14 protein-coding genes are annotated in these 17,979 nt (G+C 67.9%); 7 read left to right on the plus strand and 7 right to left on the minus strand.

Annotated elements, in window-relative coordinates; translation table 11 throughout:
* Positions 1 to 295: 295 nt before the first annotated feature.
* Complete coding sequence (locus tag GTY96_RS07425) at positions 296 to 2,536, minus strand: hypothetical protein (RefSeq protein ID WP_161664295.1); 2,241 nt, start codon at positions 2,534 to 2,536, stop codon at positions 296 to 298.
* 265 nt (positions 2,537 to 2,801) lie between these two features.
* Here GTY96_RS07425 and GTY96_RS07430 point away from each other — a divergent pair, with 265 nt between their 5' ends.
* Both GTY96_RS07430 and GTY96_RS07435 read left to right on the plus strand, forming a co-directional pair.
* A complete protein-coding gene (locus tag GTY96_RS07430) occupies positions 2,802 to 3,017 on the plus strand; it encodes a hypothetical protein (protein ID WP_161664296.1) in 216 nt (71 codons plus the stop codon).
* Positions 3,018 to 3,139: 122 nt separating this feature from the next.
* A complete protein-coding gene (locus GTY96_RS07435; protein WP_161664297.1) occupies positions 3,140 to 4,747 on the plus strand; it encodes a hypothetical protein in 1,608 nt (535 codons plus the stop codon).
* A gap of 74 nt (positions 4,748 to 4,821) precedes the next feature.
* On the opposite strand, the gene GTY96_RS07440 is transcribed toward GTY96_RS07435, so the two are convergent.
* On the minus strand, positions 4,822 to 5,436 hold the full coding sequence (locus GTY96_RS07440; protein WP_161664298.1) for a glutathione S-transferase family protein: 615 nt from the start codon (positions 5,434 to 5,436) through the stop codon (positions 4,822 to 4,824).
* Between the two features lie 103 nt (positions 5,437 to 5,539).
* Here GTY96_RS07440 and GTY96_RS07445 point away from each other — a divergent pair, with 103 nt between their 5' ends.
* From GTY96_RS07445 to GTY96_RS07455, 3 genes are all read left to right on the plus strand, one after another.
* On the plus strand, positions 5,540 to 6,439 hold the full coding sequence (locus tag GTY96_RS07445) for a LysR family transcriptional regulator (RefSeq protein WP_161664299.1): 900 nt from the start codon (positions 5,540 to 5,542) through the stop codon (positions 6,437 to 6,439).
* Positions 6,440 to 6,969: 530 nt separating this feature from the next.
* The gene (locus GTY96_RS07450; protein ID WP_143899404.1) at positions 6,970 to 7,692 is read left to right on the plus strand and encodes a hypothetical protein; all 723 of its coding nucleotides are present in this window, start codon (positions 6,970 to 6,972) and stop codon (positions 7,690 to 7,692) included.
* 124 nt (positions 7,693 to 7,816) lie between these two features.
* Positions 7,817 to 9,559 (plus strand): RluA family pseudouridine synthase, encoded by a 1,743-nt coding sequence (locus tag GTY96_RS07455; RefSeq protein ID WP_161664300.1) that lies wholly within the window; start codon positions 7,817 to 7,819, stop codon positions 9,557 to 9,559.
* Positions 9,560 to 9,565: 6 nt separating this feature from the next.
* On the opposite strand, the gene GTY96_RS07460 is transcribed toward GTY96_RS07455, so the two are convergent.
* From GTY96_RS07460 to GTY96_RS07470, 3 genes are all read right to left on the minus strand, one after another.
* Entirely contained in the window at positions 9,566 to 10,474 is a 909-nt protein-coding gene (locus GTY96_RS07460; RefSeq protein ID WP_161664301.1) for an NADP-dependent oxidoreductase, read from the minus strand.
* Positions 10,475 to 10,680: 206 nt separating this feature from the next.
* On the minus strand, positions 10,681 to 11,547 hold the full coding sequence (locus GTY96_RS07465; RefSeq protein WP_161664302.1) for a metallophosphoesterase family protein: 867 nt from the start codon (positions 11,545 to 11,547) through the stop codon (positions 10,681 to 10,683).
* Between the two features lie 68 nt (positions 11,548 to 11,615).
* The gene (locus tag GTY96_RS07470; protein WP_161664303.1) at positions 11,616 to 12,416 is read right to left on the minus strand and encodes a hypothetical protein; all 801 of its coding nucleotides are present in this window, start codon (positions 12,414 to 12,416) and stop codon (positions 11,616 to 11,618) included.
* A 328-nt stretch (positions 12,417 to 12,744) separates the two neighbouring features.
* Between GTY96_RS07470 and GTY96_RS07475 the strand changes: the two genes are divergently transcribed.
* Both GTY96_RS07475 and GTY96_RS07480 read left to right on the plus strand, forming a co-directional pair.
* On the plus strand, positions 12,745 to 14,181 hold the full coding sequence (locus GTY96_RS07475) for a hypothetical protein (RefSeq protein ID WP_161664304.1): 1,437 nt from the start codon (positions 12,745 to 12,747) through the stop codon (positions 14,179 to 14,181).
* Positions 14,182 to 14,284: 103 nt separating this feature from the next.
* Positions 14,285 to 14,950 (plus strand): hypothetical protein, encoded by a 666-nt coding sequence (locus tag GTY96_RS07480; protein ID WP_161664305.1) that lies wholly within the window; start codon positions 14,285 to 14,287, stop codon positions 14,948 to 14,950.
* Positions 14,951 to 14,997: 47 nt separating this feature from the next.
* Here GTY96_RS07480 and mtnK read toward each other — a convergent pair whose 3' ends face one another.
* Complete coding sequence (gene mtnK / locus GTY96_RS07485) at positions 14,998 to 16,290, minus strand: S-methyl-5-thioribose kinase (RefSeq protein ID WP_161664306.1); 1,293 nt, start codon at positions 16,288 to 16,290, stop codon at positions 14,998 to 15,000.
* On the minus strand, positions 16,281 to 17,966 hold the full coding sequence (locus GTY96_RS07490; protein WP_161664307.1) for a flavin monoamine oxidase family protein: 1,686 nt from the start codon (positions 17,964 to 17,966) through the stop codon (positions 16,281 to 16,283). The genes mtnK and GTY96_RS07490 overlap by 10 nt, the downstream gene beginning before the upstream one ends.
* Between the last annotated feature and the right edge of the window lie 13 nt (positions 17,967 to 17,979).

The following is a 17,979-nucleotide window of genomic DNA, read 5'->3' on the forward strand; positions in this document are numbered from 1 at the left end:
GCATTCAATGGCTCGGCCACCCCGAACTTCCGTTCCAGGCAAAGGCAGCGTGGAGATTCTTCAGCGCAGCCTTCCCGGACGTCCAATCACGAAATCATCATGAATTTTCGCCGCGGAGGCACATCCGCGCAGCCCTCGAGGCATCCCCCTGCGTCAGGGACGTTGTCGCCTCGGCTGGATGCCCATCTGATGACGCCTTGGGGGCGAGTGCAGGCAGGACGGGCACTGGCCATGGGATGCGAGAGCCTGGACGAGGGGGAGTGAGGCCCGAACGGCAGGAAGCACAGGAAAAGGCCTAGAGGTTCTTGTTGAAGGGAACCATCGACCGCAGTTGCAGCGGCGTGAGCAGATCGCTGTGACCTGTGCGGGCAAGCTCGGCGATGTTGAGCAATATTTGATGAATCACCCCACACAGGCTGTCGCAGTTCAACACAAAGGCCTGCCTCTTCGTCTTCTTCACCTTCTTCTTGGCGTCCAGCTTGTCCAACTTCCCTTTGTACGGCCGGAAGTACTCCTGCACCTGATTCAGCGTGACGCGGTTGCCCTGCGCCGCGGACGTGCAGAGCCCCTGCAGGACGTGGAACTTCTGCTTGATCTGTTTTTCGAAGTCGAAGCCCGCATCCTCGAGGTTGATCTGCGCGATCCGCAGCAGGCAGTAGATGAGCCGCTTGACCGACATCTCGCGACCATAATCCACGTACGGGAGCGCCCTGGGCCTCGCCCATTGACTGGTGGCGTCGCGCACCCGGGGCTCCTGGTCGACCGTCTGGTCGAAGATCGTCACGACTGTCGGCTCTTCAAGGCTCAGGACGCAGGGCACCCGGATCTCCGTACGGAAGAACGCCTTGACGATCTCATGCAGAAGGGTGGCCACGGATTTCTTCTCTGGACTGTCGATCGTGGCAGGTAGGACGGACAGGTTTTCGATGATCAGGTCGAGTAGATTTTGCTGACCTCGATATCGGCGCAGCTCCCGGATGAGTGAGAGCGCGAGCGCGGCGCGACAGCCCCACTGCCCGTAGAAGACCTCGAAGAGGAAGCAGTTGTAGATCTTCAGCCCCTCTCCGTAATCCTGAAGCCACTCACTGCAATGCTTATCCCTGAACAAGATCTTCCGGACCGGGTGCTTGAATACGACACTCTTGTGGGTGTTCTCGTTGTCGAAGGGGATCCCCTGATCATGGAGGGAGATGCACAGCTCTGGCCCGATCTCGTCAAGGCCCATGCACAGGACCGTGTCGCCGTACCGGGATCCACCGGTCATGGCGTTGTACGTGAACTCCAGCCGGCCGAAGACGTACTCGATGTGGCCGAACTTGGCGTCCATTGTCTTGCTGGTGTACTTCGGATTCTGGTGCCCGACCGTTGGCGACATCAACGCGTGGCTGTCCTTGATCGCCTCTGTCTCCGTGCCATGCTTGAAGTACATGGGCAGCTTGATGAGGTGCTCGTAGAGCATCCACTCCGCGCACGTCAGGGAGATCTGCCGCTTGTCCTCCTCCTGCGACAGCCGGGTATAGGTCTTCTTGACTTCGAGGGGATCGATCTGCCACTTCGAATAACCCGACGCCTGATAGATCTTCCCGCTGTACAATAGCTGATAGAACTCGGTCTTGCTGACACACGGCCCCTTGGGCTTGAGCTTTGTATTCAGCTCATCGATGACGAAGCAGAGATTGCACTCGCTCAGCTCGATGATCGACGCCGGGCGAAGGCCGCACGTCCCCGGCAGGACCTTCTGCTGCTTCAGCAGCTTCATGGCTGCGACGTATTGCGATTGATGCTTCTCGAGGTACTCCTGGTAGATCGCCTCGCCCATCGTCATCGTCCACACCTGCCGCTGCTGGATCCGCCACTCGTCCATCAGACTGCTCGTGGGCACCATCGGCGACGACATCGGTGAGGGCTGCTCCCCTCGCTCATGGAGGTGGAGCAGGTACTTCAGCATGTTCAGACGATTCAAGAAGACCCGCCGGAACAGCAGGTCGAAGTCATTGGGCTTGACGAGCATGCCCTTCTGCGTCTTCGCGAGGATGACGACCTTGCGAAGCGCGACATGGAACAGCGCCATCTCATTCCGCTGGTTGCTGAAGGGGATGGGCCGCGCGAGCAGTCGCAGCAGAGAGTCGACCACCTTGGCCGCGGAGAAGGTGTTCGACTCGAGGTCCTTCTTCGTCAGCTCGAACGGCTGCAGCTCGAAGTCCTTCCAGAAGTTGAAGGTATTGATCCAGCGATCGATCAACGTCAGGACCAGTTCGAGTGCGAGCGTGTTTTCTCCCGGCTGGACGTCTCCGGGCTTCGGCTGACGGAGCTTGTGGCCACAGTCGGGACACCCCCCGCCCCCGGGCGGAATGGGGCCATGACAGTTGGGGCAGAGCTTCAGCTTCTGCGACTGCCGGAGCAGGTTCGGCTGCGCGCCGCCCTGGTGCAGGAGTTGGAGCGGCGGCTCGGGCTGCTTCTGCCTTGGGAGCAAGGGCTGCAGTTGGAGCGGCTTCTTCTCTATCGGCGCATCGACTTCGCCGAGCCTGTCCATCACCCCATTGCACGTAGGGCACCGCTGCCGGCCAATGTAGAACTCCTTGTCCACCGTCTTATTGCACTTGGGACAACGGAACCGGGTCATCCTCACCTCACGTCCCCGAGTATCGGGAGACAAGCCGCGTGCGTCGTCTCCAACCCGGTGGGAATGCACCAAAGCCTGTGTCAGCCACTCAACAGGGTCACACCCTACTCGCTTCGCCTGTCTTTGCCCATCTCACACCCTTCCGCCGCGCGAATGGGCGCGTCTCGAGGAGCAAAAAATGAAGAAATGGCTCGTGGGAATCTCTCTCGTATTGGGCGTGGGCATGGGTGCCGTGGCGGGAGCCACGACGTCCTCCGGCGACCTCGCCGCCCCGATGACGTGCGGGGAGACCTGTTCCTACAACCATGGCTACTGCGTGGGTGGGTGTCATGGGGACGACCTCTGCCTGCTGAACTGCGACAAAGCCTATCTCCGCTGTCAGCAGCGCTGCTGAGCGCGGCCCCACCGGGGCCTGGGGGGCCTCTGTCCCGGAGTGGACCCCTGCCCTCCGGGCCCCATTGGCGAACTCGAACGCGCGCCCCACCGTCCCAAGCTTCGGGCCGGAGAGGAGCGGACATGCGAGTACGGAGTGGATGTGCCCTGGTGTGGCTGGGATTGGCCGGGTGTGGGGCTCTCCCAGACGAAGGCGTTGAAACCCGCGAGGTCACCGCGCAGGCCTGCCCCGCCGGGGTGGCCTCGCGCGTCAAGGTCGTGGTTCCTCCGGGGTCTGGCGCCTCTGTCAACGGCCCCTACCCGGAATCGCTGGTCGACGTGCAGGGGGCGCTCTACTTCGCCACCAACCTCTTCGACGGCAGCGCGGTCTTGTGGCGCAGCAATGGCACGGAGGCTGGCACCGTCCAGGTGAAGTCGTTTCCACCCGCCTCCGTGGGCGTCCCCCGGATGACCAGTCTGGTTCCCGTGGGGAAAAAGGTCTTCTTCCAGTTCGATGATCCGGGCACCGGACAGGAGCTGTGGATCAGCGACGGCACCGGCGCCGGGACACACCTCGTCAAGGACGTGACGCCCGGCCCCCAAGGGACCCGGTTCGCGTTCACCGCCGCGCAGAACGGGCGGCTGACCTTCATCCGGGAGTGGGCCTTCGCGCCCGGCAATCCGCAGGTGGAGGTGTGGCGTTCCGACGGGACCGCGGCTGGCACGGTGCAGGTGGTGAACTTCGGCACCCTTGGGAAGCTCGTCTCCCCATCGATGCTGGGCAGCACCCTGCTCTTCTTCCTGGAGACTCCCGGCACTGGCACCTCGCTGTGGCGCACGGACGGGACCGCGGCAGGCACCCTGCATCTGGGGAACTTCGGTCCCCTCGCGACGCCCCCCTACACGTCATTCGAGGTGGGCAATGCCCGGCTCTTCTTCGTCAACACGCCCGGCCAGGGCACCCACCTGTGGCGCACGGATGGCACCCCGGCCGGCACCTCCTGGGTGAAGAAGCTGGATGCGGACGCGGTCCTCATCCCGCAGACGGGCTTCGCCGGGAACCTGGGCCTGTTCCTGTTGAGCGACGGCCCCAACACCGAGGTCTGGAAGACGGATGGCACGCCGGGAGGCACCGTCCGCCTGGAGACGTTCGGCAAATTCGTCCAGCTGCTCGGTGCGCTGAACACGTCTGTCTATCTGTATTCGGTGGACTCCAACACGAAGCGGCTGCGCATCGAGAGTGTCTCCCTGGCTGGAGGAGGCAAGGCCTCCGTCACGACCCTCCCCAATCCCTATGCGGACCAGGAGGGCGCGTACCCCAGCGTGCAGCGGACCGCGACCTCGGGCGGGAAGCTCTACTTCTCCGTGGCCATTGGCACCTCGGGCCCGGCGCCTCGGGAGGTGTCGCTGTGGGCGTCGAATGGAACGGGGGCGGGGACCGTCCAGCTCTCCCACACGCTGAGCACGAGCGACGAGTACGCCTCCCCGCTGTTCCCCACGGGCACGGGCCCCGTCCTCTTCGTCGCCTCGAAGAGCGGCTCGGGCATCGAGCCCTGGTTCACCCAGGGGAGCGCGGCGACCACCGGACAGCTCGCGGAGATCCGCCCCGGAGCGGGCTCCTCCAACCCCGATGGTTTCACCCGCATCGGCAACCGCATCTACTTCCGCGCCGCCGACGACACGAACTCCTTCCAGCTGTGGTCCATGCCCGCCAGCTTCTCCTGTCCGGCGGGCCTGGCCGAAGCGAAGTAGTCCGCCGCATGCCCGCGCCCCGGGAGGAGCCCCCAGGGCGCGGGCGTGGCGCCCCCCGCGCTTCTACGGCGCCCTCATCCCGAGACCGCCCTCCGCACCGCCGGACGTTGCGTGTGGCGCCTGACGTACTCCATCAGCCTCGGCTGCCCATCGAGCAGCCCCAGCGTATGCGCCAGGTGGAGGATGGACGCCATCACCACATCGGCGGCCGTGAAGGCGCCTCCCACGAGGAATTCACGGTCGCCGAGGCCCGCGTTGATGACGTCGAGCACGGCCGCGAGGCGGGCCCTGTGTTTCGAGAGTTCTTCATCCGGGCGCGCGCCGGAGTTCTTCTGCTCGGTCAACGGCGCGCGTCTGAAGAACTCCATCACCACCGGATCGAGGCTCACCTCGGCGAAGACCATCCATTGGTAATAGGGGCCGCGCTCCGAGGCCCCCACCGGCGGCGCCAGGCGCTTCTCCGGGAACCGGTCGGCCAGATGGAGACAAATGGCCAGGGACTCGAGCAGCGTGACGTCCCCGTCCACCAAGGCAGGGACTTCGCCCAGGGGATGCACCGCCAGGTACGCGGGGGCGCGGTTCTCCTGTTGGGTGAGATCGAGCTTGATCAGCTCGTAGGGCACTCCGAGTTCCTCCAGCAGCCATCGGGCACGGACCGCTCGGGTTCGGGGGGCAGCGTAGAGCTTCATGTGTGCGCTCCTGCGGGTCGCGAGAGGCGGCAACATGCGGCGCCCCAGGCGCCCGGACAATCTGGCCCCAGGCGAACTCATTGTCAGGCTAGGCTTGACGGTCATGATCCCACCCGCCGACATGCTGCTCTTCGCCGCGGTCGTCCGTGAGGAGAGCTTCACCCGGGCGGCGCGACAGCTGGGCATCACCAAGCAGACCATCAGCGAGCGCATCAGCAAGCTAGAGGAGCGGCTTGGCGTGCGGCTGCTGGAGCGGACGACGCGGCGCCTGCGGGTCACGGGGGCCGGAGCGACGTACTACGAGCGCTGCTCCGCCATCGCCGCGCTGATCGACGAGGCGAACAGCGAGGTGCAACAGCGGCATGAGGAGCCCGTCGGCCTGCTGCGGGTGTCTTCCCCCATGCTCTACGGGCGGCGATTCCTGAGCCCCGTGATTTCGGAGTACCTCGCCCGCTTTGAGCAGGTGCGAGTGGAGCTGGTGCTGGCGGACCGCAGGATCCACCTCATCGAAGAGGGGCTGGACGTCGCGGTTCACATCGGCCCGCTCAACGACTCGTCGCTCGTGGCGAAGAAGCTCGGCGAGGGGCCGGTCCGCTTCGTGGCGAGCCCCCGCTTCCTGGCGAAGTACGGCGCGCCGAGCGCCAGGGAGCTCCGCTCCGCGCGCTGTATTGGCTTCAGCCCGTTCGAGACCTGGGAGGCGGAGGGAGTGAAGTCTCGAATCGATCCGGTCCTGATCGTGAATGACCATGAGCTGGCGTGCGAGGCGGCCATCGCCGGAGTCGGCATCGCGCGCGTCCCGGACATCCTCAGCCAGGACGCGATCCGCGACGGCCGGCTCAAGGTCCTCTTCGGCCCCAGGCCCGCGGCGCTGCGAGCCATCCACGTCGTCTACCCGAGCCGGCTGAACCTCCCGGCCAAGGTCCGGCGCTTCGTGGATGCCATGGCAACGCTGGCCCAGCCGGAGACGCCGCCCCGCGGCAGGCCTCGGCGGAAGCGCGCGTGAGGGGACCGCGCTCCTCGGCCGGGCTTCAGTAGCGTCCTTGGCGTAGCCATCGCCCAGAGCGCTCCACGTCTTCGGATCCAAGGTCGTCTCGACGACGACCTCCTCTCCAAGGCCGGAGAGGGTGCAGACCACGACGCCATCGCGCTCGGTATAACGACTCAGGATCGCCCGCTGCGTCTCGTCATCCATGGGTTCGACGGAATATACCGCCTGCCAGCGACCCGCGGCACCAGCAACCCCGCGGCGAACATGCACCAGCGTCTCCCTTCGCCAAGGACGACGTCGCCGCGGCAGACAGGCCGAGCTGACGAAGCCCACCACCGCGCGCCGCGCGCACTCGCCTTGACGCGCTGTCGAAGACGACCGCGACGCACGCATGAGACAACGACCGAATACTGGCTACGAACCAGGCACAGGACACTTGTTTCGAGACCCATTCGCCGTCGCGACCTCGACAGGCCCGGGCACCGACAGGTACGTTCGAGAGCGGGTTTTGACACCGGCGCGACCGCATCTTGAAAGAGGAAACGATGTTTACGGAGAACAAGGAACTGGAGTGGAGTGAGCTCCCCTTCGAGGACGCGAGCGCGAAGTACGAGATCAACAGCATCAGCGAGGACGGCCTCGGCGAGGTCTTCCCCGAAGATCCCCCGCACTACCTCGTCCACGATGGCGACGTGGTCATCGACGGCCCCGTGAGTTTTGGTGCGGCCGACGACGGGGACGTCACGCTGCATGTCATTGACGGTAACCTCACCGTCAACGGTCCGCTCTTCTTCATCCAGGGCGACTTTTACGGTGCGCTCTTCGTGACAGGATCGATCTTCTGTCAGCAGGCCTTCGTCGACGCAGACGCGATGCTTTACGTTGGCAAATCAATGCATGTGGAGGGATTGCTCGTCACCAATCTCAGCAAGCCCGCGCACTTCGCCGTCAAGGAGGCGCTGATCGCCGGGAGCTGGCTCGATGCTTCGGGAGATGGCCTCTTCGAGATTGGCCAGAAGCCCCAGGCGCGGCTGCTCCGCGTCGAGAAGAGCAGCTACCACGCGTTCTCGCAGTACGCGGAGGAGGCGGAAAAGCGGGCCAGGGACGAGGGTACGGAACTGAAGAAGCCGAGCTATTTCGGTTTCTCACCGAAGGAAGCGATCTCGGTCAAGGGCATCCTCCATCCCTCGCTCGTCCAGGGGGAAGAAGGCGTCAGCGCGCGTCACATCCGCGAAGCCATGGAGGAAGGCAAGCCGCTCTTCGCATGACCGGTCGTTTCGTGCCGGGGATGGCCAGCGAGCCTCGGGCCGATTTGGACTCCCTGGACGCCTGCCGGGAGTTGGTCCCGGCCCCACTCCGCCCTTCTCGGCGGTTTCGTGCTACCCCAAGGCCGTGGACTCGCTCGTCACGCTCCTCGAACCGGCGCCCCGGACGGATGAAGTGCCCGGGACGTTCCCAAGTCCCTTCGACGCCCTGGGGCCACATGACCTCGCGCGACGGGCCGCCGAGTCATTGCAGGCGTCGCTGCGCGAGGGAGTCATCGCCCCGGGACTCTCCAGCCACATCCTGCAGGGACCGGACGGCGGGAAGATGTTCGGTGTGCTCGTGGTGCGGCGGCCAGATGGGGCGCTGGGCGTGCTGCGTGCCTTCTCCGCGATGCTCGCGGGAAGCTGGGACGTGCCGGGCTTCGTCCCACCCGTCTTCGACCGCGAGGCCCGCTCCCGGGTGGAGCCGGTGGCCGACGCCACGGTGAAGGCCTTGCTGGCCCGCGCCGAAGCGTGGGGAACCTCCGAGGAATTGCTCCGCCTGCGCTCGGACGACGACGCACGGCAGGCCCGCGAGGCCACGGAGCGCGAAGCCATGCGGCTGCGCCATGAGGCCCGCCGCCGCCAGCGACACGAGCGCCGCGCGGCGCTCCTCGCCATGCCAGCTCGCGCGGAGTCCTTGAGTGCCCCAGGCCATGAGCCGTCCGCCCTGACGCTCCCCGCGACGGGCCTCACGCAGGCCGAACGTGCGGAGGCACTGCATGCGATTGATCAGGAGAGCCGGGGGGACAAGGCGGAGAAGCGCCGCTGGGATGCCGCCCAGGAGGAAGCCCGGCGCTTGCTCTCACCCGCCCGCGCGAAGGCAGAGCGCCGCGTGCGCGCCCTGGACCGGCTGCGGCGCATTGTCTCGCGCGGGTTCATGAAACAGTTTCACGACACCTACGTCATCACCAACTCGCGCGGAGAGACGCGCCCCCTGCGCTCGCTCTATTCCGGAGCCGAGCCCCCCTCCGGCGCGGGGGACTGCGCGGGCGCGAAGCTGCTCGCCCATGCCTTCGCTCACGGTCTCCAACCCGTCGCGCTCGCCGAGTTCTGGTGGGGCACACCTCCCGCGTCCGGTGGCCGCGTCCAGGGCGCTTTCTATCCCGCGTGCCGTGACAAGTGCGGCCCCCTCCTCCCGTTCATGCTGGAGGGCCTGGAGGTCTCCGCGCCCCGCGTCTTCATCCCACCGCCCGCCCCCACGCCGGACCTGTCCATTGTCTTCGAGGACGCGTGGCTCGTGGTCATCGACAAGCCTTGCGGCCTCTTGTCCGTGCCCGGCCGGGACGCGGCGCTCGTGGACTCGGTGCTCACCCGACTGCGCGCACGCCACCCCCATGCCACGGGGCCCCTGCTCGTGCACCGGCTGGACCTGGACACCTCCGGGTTGCTCGTCGCGGCGCTGGATGCCCGCACGCACGCGGCGCTGCAACGCCAGTTCCTCCACCGCGACGTGGACAAGCGCTACGTCGCGCTCATCGACGGGCCGGTGCGGTCGGACGCGGGCACCATCACGCTGCCCCTGCGCGTCGACCTGGATGACCGGCCCCGGCAGATCGTCGACCCCGTCCACGGCAAGCCCGCGGTCACCGACTGGGAGGTCCTTCACCGCGAGGCCGGCCGCACCCGCGTCGCCTTCCACCCGCGCACCGGGCGCACGCACCAGCTGCGCGTCCACGCGGCGCATCCACGAGGACTGGGCGCGCCCATCGTCGGAGATCCGCTGTACGGACACGCGGGCTCCCGCCTGCACCTGCACGCGGAAGCCCTGTCCTTCGTGCATCCAGCGACGGGGCAGCGCGTGTCCTTCACTCGCGCCGCCCCGTTCTGAGCACCGTCAGTTGACGAGCAGCACCTTGCCCACGCCGCCTGACTCCACGAGCTTCTGGGCCTCCTTCGCCTTCTCCAGCGGGAAGGTCTTGCCGACCGGGATGACCAGGTCGCCCTTCGCCACGCTCTGGCCAATCTGCGCGAGCCTCCGGCCGTCGGGATGGGACATGAACGCGCGCACGACCAGGCCCTTCTCCTTCGCGCCCTTGGTCGGCCCCACCACGCTGCCCACCGTGCCCCCGTGCTTCACCCGCTCCAGCACGGCGGTCATGGCGTCGCCGCCGACCGTGTCCGCCACCGCGTCCAGCGTCGGCAGCTTCGCGACGTCCTTGGGATCATCCAGCGCGACGACGCCGTCCACCTTCAGCGTCTTGCGCGCCTCCTCCACCTGCTTGCGCCGCACGCCGACCCAGATCTTCGCGCCCCGGGAATGCGCCGCGAAGACCGCCGCGCGCCCCACGGCGCCCAGCGCCCCGGTGATGAGCACCGTGTCGCCCTTCGACGGTTGCACCTGCTCCTCGATGAGCTGCACGCCCGTCAGCGTCGCCAGCGGCAGCGCGGCGGCATCCTTCAGGTCCAGCGACTCCGGCACCTTCGCCCAGGCCTCCGTCGGCGCGACCACGGTCTCCGCGTAGCCGGCGTTCACCAGCCCCATCACGCGATCTCCTGGCTCGAAGTCCTCCACGCCCGTGCCGACCTCGATGACCTCGCCGGACACATCCCGGCCCAGGATGGCGGGGAACTTCAACTGCATCCGCTCCTTCATGTCCCCCCGGCGGATCTTCAAGTCCACCGGGTTGATGCTCGCGGCCGTGACGCGGACCTTCACCTCGCCCGGCCCCACCTTGGGCTCTGGCATGTCCTGCACGGCGAGCACATCCACATCCCCATAGCCTTTGAGAACGACCGCTTTCATCCGGACCTCCGCTCGGTGGACAAAGGAAGAGACATCCCGCGACGGGCCAACGGTAAGCACCTCCAGATGAGGTGCCATCGTCGGCGAGCGGTCGTCCTGCCTCCCTGCTCCCATAGACATGGCGGAGGCCTCTCATCCCCGGTGCGAAGGACCGCGCGCGCACCAGCCCACCGCTCGCAGGCCTGTCCCCTTCCGTCGGGCCCACGTCATGTGCCGGCCGGCATGCGAGGGACCGCCACCCGGCCCCCTGTCACCTGCCCTCCCGCGACATCGATGATCCAGTAGCCCTCCTGCCCTGAGAACGTGGAGGAGCCAGCGCCGAACAAGTGGGGCCGCACCGCGGTGGCCGCGTGATGGAAGCGCCGGTGGATGTGGCCATGCAACACCGCGTGACGGGCTCCGGGCAGCAGCGCGCAGAGCGCCTGTCCATCGCGGAGCCCCCAGGGCCCCTGGGCCACCTCCCCCACGGGCGTCAGCGGCGCGTGGTGCACGACGACGAGCAGCGCCCTACCGGCGAGCCGCGGATCCGCCGCCACCGCCGCGAGCCCTTCGAGCTGCGCGCGCCCGATGTACCCCTGGGAGATCCCGGGCACTGGCGGCACGCGGGCGGAGCAGAGGCCCACCACCGCAGCCTCGTCCCCCACGCGGCGGACGAAGGGGAAGGGCCCCTCCCGGCAGTGCTCGGGCAGGTCGCTCTCCAGCAGGTGCCCGAAGTATCGCGCGAAGCGTCCGGTCCGGAGGCTCCCCGGCGTGTACACGTCATGGTTGCCCGGGATGACGGTGCAACGGCTCCGGTCCTCCACCAGCGAGCCCAGGGCCTCACGTGCCGCCTGGAACTCGCTGTCCAGCGCGCACGCGGTGAGGTCTCCGGAGAGGATGAAGTGATCCGCGGCATGATCCCGCGCCTCGCGCGCGATGGCGGCGAGCACCTGCGGCGCGCGGAGGTATGCACGGGCCCGCCCCCCCGCGAGCAACTCCGGGAGGGCCAGCCAGCGGCGCCACCCCAGTCGGAGCAGCGACTCCCCGCGGTAGTCCGCGGTGAGGTGGACATCGGAGCAGTGGACGAAGCGCATGGAGCAAGCGGGCCTCCGCCCCCCGCTTCCGGAGCCGCGGTCCGGAAGCAGGAGGCGTCAGCGTGCGATTACAGCGACTGGCAGACGGCGTTGCCCAGGGTGCGGGTGTCCCAATCACGGATGCCGCAGCCATAGCCCGAGCCGTCCATGCTGCCCCCACCCGCGAGCCGCGCGACATCCCAGGGGGCGAGCTTCGCGCACACCTCCGCCGAGCGGGCACGCGCCTCCTGCGGAGAGAGCAGCGCCGTGCCGGGAGCGCACGGCTTGTCGCCCAGCACCTCGACGAAGGACAGCTGCGCGCACAGGCTGTTGCCCAGACCGCGCGTGTCGACGTCACGGATGCCGCAGCCGTAGCCCGGGCCGTCCATGCTGCCCCCGCCCGCGAGCCGCGCGACATCCCACGTCCCCAGGGTCGCGCAGAAGCCGGACGGGTTGGTGCGCGCGACCAGCGGGCTCACCAGGGTGAGGCCCGACGGGCAGACGCCATCGCCCAGCGACTCGCTGGCCGTGCCGACCTGCTTGCAGATGCTGTTGCCCAGCCCGCGCGCGTCGGAGGTGCGCACGCCGCAGCCGTAGCCGGGACCATCGATGGCGCCACCGTTCGCCAGCCGCGCGATGTCCCACGTGCCCATCTGGGCGCAGATGGCGGAGGAGTTGGCGCGGGCCTCCTCGGGAGACGCGAGCGTGTAGCCCGCCGGACACGCCGTGTCACCGAGGACGACCGTGACCTCACCCGCGAGCGCGGCGCTGGCCTGGGCGGTGGTGTCCTTCTGCCCTCCCTCCGTGGACTCCGCCGGGGCGCCACACCCCACCGACGACACCGCGAGGCTCACACACGACACCAGCGAAACAACGAGGTTCTTCCTCATGACGGACTCCCTGCATTGGAACTGCGTGGACCTGATGGAAAGACAGACATCGCATCCGCCTTCGCCGCGCGCGGCGAGGGCAAGTCCTCGGCGGACGCCGGAGGGCTCGGGCCACGGCCATCAGCAAGCTGCGTACCAATCCAGAAAAACAAACACACATGGAGTGCGATCACCAATTCGCCACGTCAAGCCAGCCCCTTTTCGCGTTCTCAAGGGACGCGGTTGCGTGACGTGACGACGCTTCACGTGGAGTCCCAGCCTCGCGCGCCCCGGGCCCATGTCCCGCGCACGGTTCGTGAATGGATTGACGCACCTGGAGGTGGAACGAATGCAGGTGCGTCATGTGGCCATTGGAGCCAGCCACGAAATCTACGACTCAGCGGAGGCCGCGCTGCGGGCGGCGGTGGCCCGGCGCGTCGAGGATCGCCTCATCCGGGAGCGGCAGCAGCGCCAGTCCGCGCGGTACCGGCGGTGGAAGGTGGTGGACACCACGCCCCTGCTCCGCTCCATCGACGGGGGCCTGGACGACACGAAGTTCCTCTACCCCGTGTTGGACAACCTCCCGCTCATCGTCTTTCCACTGCTGAGCTACGCGCTGACGGGAGCGCAGGTCAGCGTCTACGGCCCTCCGGAGGTCTGCCGGGTGGTGGAGGTGGTGCGCGACGTCCTGCTGGCGCAAGGGCTCATCGGGGACCGCGCGAAGGTCCTGGCCGTCGAGGAGGACCGGCGCGACATCTCCCTCTCCCGCTCCATCCAGCGCTCCACGGAGTGCCTGTCCGCCGCGAAGGATGAGCCCATCGCCTGGTCCGCCGGAGACCTGGTGCTGGCATATGACACCCATCCCTGGCTGATGGACCGGCACCTGCCCGGCTACGAGCTCATCTTCAACCTCAACGCCCGCCAGCGCGTCTTCCCGGAAGGCACGCCAGAGCTCTTCGCCCGTAACTACTTCGACCGCCTGCGCCTGGAAGGAGCGCCGGGCGCGGTGCTCGACATCAAGGAGCCGAACGTCCTGCTCTTCACCTCCGCGGGGCTGCGAGGCCTGACGAAGGTGGACGAGCTGCGGCACCCTCGCCCGGGCGACACCTATATGAAGGTGCTGCTGCGTGCCGCGGCGAGGACCGTCTGGCATACGAGCCCTGCGGCGAGCGTGGCGTTCCTGCGCTATGGATTGAAACGGACCCGGGACCGCATCGAAGCCGGGGACGCGCTCCCCCAGCTCCATGCCGGAGAGCTGGCCCGGACCTTCTTCGGGGTGCCCACCCTCCTGAAGGCGGAGAACACAGACCCCTTCTTCGTGCGGGACGGCGACAGCGTGGAGGACTTGTTTGGCTATTACCGGGCGGTCCTCCAGCCCATCGTCGACTCCGCCGCCACGAAGGAGGCTGGCTACCGCGAGCTATCGCACTACCACCCTCATGCGGGAATCCTCTATCGCCTCTCCCAGGCCCTGCGCCCGCTCCAATCCGAGCTGCCCCTGTGGCGCAGGTGGCCGGAGCTCATCCAGGACAAGCTCGCCACGCTCAACCAGCGGCTGGCCCAGGAGTTCAGGGGCCTGGGAATCCCTGACGCGGCGCGGCCCGTGCCGGAGTACTTCGACGCGATGGGTGTCTTTCAATCGCGCCCCCTGCCCTCCGACAACCTTCCCCTGACGCGTGACTTCCTGCGCAACGCCTACCACCCTTCCTTCGAACACAACCAGCGCTTGTACCAGTGGCTCGTGGCGGGGTGCTTGCCTCCGGAACGCATGCGCGTCAGCGGGTGACGCAACTCCTGACGGCGGCCGGGGCTCGCCGGAGAGAGACCGCGATCCCCTGGCTGGTACACGGGGTGCAACGACTTGAGCCATGTCCTTCCGAAAACAAGTCTTGAGCGACCTCTCCGGCAGCTATGCGAACTTCTCCGAGCACCACAAGGACATCCGGTCCTTCTTTGAGATCATCGGGGTGCGCTTCGCCATCCGCGAATATGGCGTCAGCCTGAAGCCCGTGGCGGGGAACAAGCTGTTCTCGAACGCGAGCGGATATCTGCTGTCGGATGACAGCTCCTACCCTTTCTATCTCTGGCTGCCGTCGTGGCTGGGCCGCTTCTACGTGGACCCGCTGCACGTCCCCGCGGGGACCCCGGTGGATGCCTGCACCGCCCGGGACGTCCGGTTCATCGCCTTCATCTGGATCTGGCTCGGCTTCAATGACGCGTATGTGAACGACGCCGAGGGACCGGAGTGTTGGTTTGGCGTGGCCGAGCCCCGGCCGGAGGACCCGTCGGAGTCCGTCGCGGTGACCGCGGACAAGGTGTGGAAGTACTTCCGCATCGAGCGCACGAGCCAGGGCGAGAGCGACGGCTGGCTGAGCGGCGGCTTCCAGAAGAACCCCATCGGCTGTGACTTGAACGGCCGCTGGTCCATGCGGCGCGTCCCGCTGGAGAAGCTGTCCAGCTACTACCAGATCGAGAAGCACGTCGTCCGGCCGCTCGGGGAGAAGTTCCACGAGCTGGCGAGCCCCACTCCGGGAGCGCTCGCGCTGGTGAAGTGAGGTGCCCCGTGCCCCGGAGGCCGTGAGCCTCCGGGATGCGCCGCGCCTCACGCCACCTGTTCGCGCCGAGGACGCGCCACCAGCGCCCGGGCCGCCGCCGTCACGTCGAAGAGGGTGCGGAAGCGACCGGTTTCGACGAGCAGGCTCCGGCCCAACTGGACACAGCGTGCTTCACAAGCGGCGCGGCGCTCCAGGTCCGCGATGCGCTCCAGGTCCAGGGTGTGCGCCAGTCCGAAGACGCGGCGCAACAGCTCCGCACCGGCGTACGCCATGCTCTGTTCCAACAGCCGTTGGAGGAAGGCCCGCCGCTCCTGCAAGAGCGCCGAGCGCTCCGCCTCCGTGGTGAGCAGCACGGCCGGGTCACCGGCGCCGAGTCCGTGCGCGTCCCACAGCTGGAGGAAGGTGTCATGGAAGGAGGACCACAGCGCCTCCACCGCCTCCAGCACCCACTCCGCGTAGTCCTCTCGGGGCTCGCGGGCGGTGGAGTGCCCCTCCTGGCTGAAGAAGCCGAGCAGCAGGTGGGCGAGGAGCGAGCCCACGTCGAAGGCCATGGGCCCACAGAAGGCGAACTCCTGGTCGATGATCCGCGTGTCCTCCTGGGTCACCATGATGGAGCCGGTGTGGAGGTCGCCGTGGATGAGGGCTTCGGCGGTGTCCAGGTAGTGGCGCTTCAGTCGGAACGCCGCGAGCTTCAGCGGCACGTCCGCGCGCAGCTCCGCGGCCAGTCCGTCCAGCGCGGGCGAGGTCCAGCTGTTGCGCGGGTGCACCTGATACGGCTCGGTGAACACCATGTCCTCCATGATGCGGCACATGGCGGTGTTCGCGCAGAACGCCGCCACCTGCCCCTTCTTCTCCTCCGCTGACAGCGCGAGGCTGGAGGTGAAGAACAGCGACCGCGCCAGGTAGTCCGCCACCTGCCCGGCGAAGCGAGGGTAGCGAATGCCGCGCGTCATCCCCTCACGCAGGATGATGTGCGGCGTCAGGCACTCCACGACGATGAGGAACAAGCGCGGGTCATGGTGCAGCACCTCCGGGACGCGCCGCCCCGTGTGCCGTCCATGCTCGAGCAGGGCAAGGTGTTCGAAGTCGATGCGCTCCAGCGCGAGCGGCCAGGACTCGCCTACCAGTCGAACGTAGGGCAGCGATTGCTTGACGCACACGTCGCCAGACGGGCCGTGGACCCGGAACACCTGGTTCACGTTTCCATCGCTCGCCTCGTGGACCCGCCAGTCCTCCGGACGCCCTCCCAGCCTCGCCGCGAGCGGAGGAAGGCCCGCGAGGTAGCCCGGAAGGCTCCGCGCGTGGAGGGGCTCGTATCCTGCGGGAACGCTCAACGCCATGGTGTTCCTCCTTCTGGAAGGTGTCTGGCTTTCAGGTCGCGAGGCCCCAGGCGGGTTCCCTCGCGGCGCAACCAGGACGGCCACGCCAGCCCCAGGTGGTCTTGCAGGGTGCACTCCGCCGCACCCAGCGAGCCGTGGACCGAGCCCGGGTCGTGCGACCAGCAATCGCTGACAATGAAGACCTCCTCGTCCGCGAGGGGTCGCCGCATGGCGGGGATGACCTCGCGCGAGACGGCGTGCTCCCGCCACACGTGCCATGCCGCGCCATGCGGTGACGTGGACCAGTCCTGACAGCGGGCGGCGATGGGCAGCGGCGCATCCTCGACGCCGTGGAGCTCCAGCAACATCGCGTGGGCTCGCGCCACCATGCGCCGGCTGGCGGGCGCTACGTTGGGGAGTTGGATCGGGCCGGAGCCACCGGGTGCATCGGGGAAGGGCTCGCCCGAGCGCAGGCTGCTCCAGTACTCCGCGTCCGTTCCGCTGGCGTAGGCCGCGAGCAGCAGCCCGGGGCCGGACGACTCCGGCGTCGTTCCACGCCAGTACCAGAGCTGACGAAGCGGTAGGTCGGTCGTGCTGCGCCCCTTCGTGACGCCCATCCGCTCCCACCAGGGAAAGGGATACGCGAGGAACAGCTTCACGGCCGACACCCCACGCACGCTCTCCAGGCCGTGGCGCACCCCGGGGTCCTGGAGCAGGAAGGTTTCAGGGTCCAGGCGAGCCAGGGCGTGTTGTGGGAGGGCCAGCATCACCGCCCGGGCCCGCACCCGGCGCCAGCGCGGTGACTGCCCATCGCGGTCAGGACACTCGAAGTGGAGCACGTAGGCCCTGCCCCCCTCCGGCGCGGTGCTCCGATCGATGCGTCGGAGGAGATGTCGCGGCCGGGTGGTCCCTCCCGCCGAGAGGAAGCGCTCGTGAAGCGCGCGAGGCAGCGTGTCGAAGCCCCCGGTGAGGCACCGGTAGCGCCCAGACACCGGCGCATGGAAGAGGACGTCCAGCCAGTCGGAGGCGTTGCCATTCGCCGCCAGCCCATCGTAGCCGCCGGTGTCCTGGAGGAGTTGGATGGCTTCCTGGCCCAGCACCAGGGTCAACAGGCTCCACCATGACTGCTCGTGCAGCCGTGCGCCGTCCAGCAGGGCCCCGTCCTTGCTTCGCGCATACTCCTCCGCGAGCGCCCCAGCCTCGTCCCACCGCCCCGCATCGAAGGCGGCGTGGTAGCGCGAGCGAAGGGACCCGAACCCCGGCAGCGCGGCCTCCACCCCCCACGCCTCCAGCTCCGCGATCCCCCGTCCCTGCTCCGATGGACGCAGGCGGTAGGGCAGCACGCCGGGGTGCTTCGCGAGCGCTTCCGCCGTCAGCTCGCGCTGCCGGAAGCGGCCGCCACGCACGTAGGTGAAGTTCTCCGGCTGCCCGAAGTGGAAGTCCTCCACCTGCGCGCCCAGTCCCAGGTGCTGGATGAGGTCGGACACGAGGTGGAGCTGATCATGGAAGCGCATCCCACCCAGCTCGGCGTGGCCCCCCGGCAGTCCCGGAAGCTCCACGGACCAGAGCCGCCCACCCACGCGGCCGGAGGCTTCGTAGAGCCCCACCCGGCCCCGGAGCCGAGGTGAGCCGTCATGCGTGAGGCGATAGCCCAGGTAGCACCCGCCCACGCCCGCACCGACGATGGCGACCTCCACCTCCTCGTGCGGG

The organism is Corallococcus silvisoli (genome assembly GCF_009909145.1).
In the GTDB taxonomy this organism is placed as follows: Bacteria; Myxococcota; Myxococcia; order Myxococcales; family Myxococcaceae; genus Corallococcus; species Corallococcus silvisoli.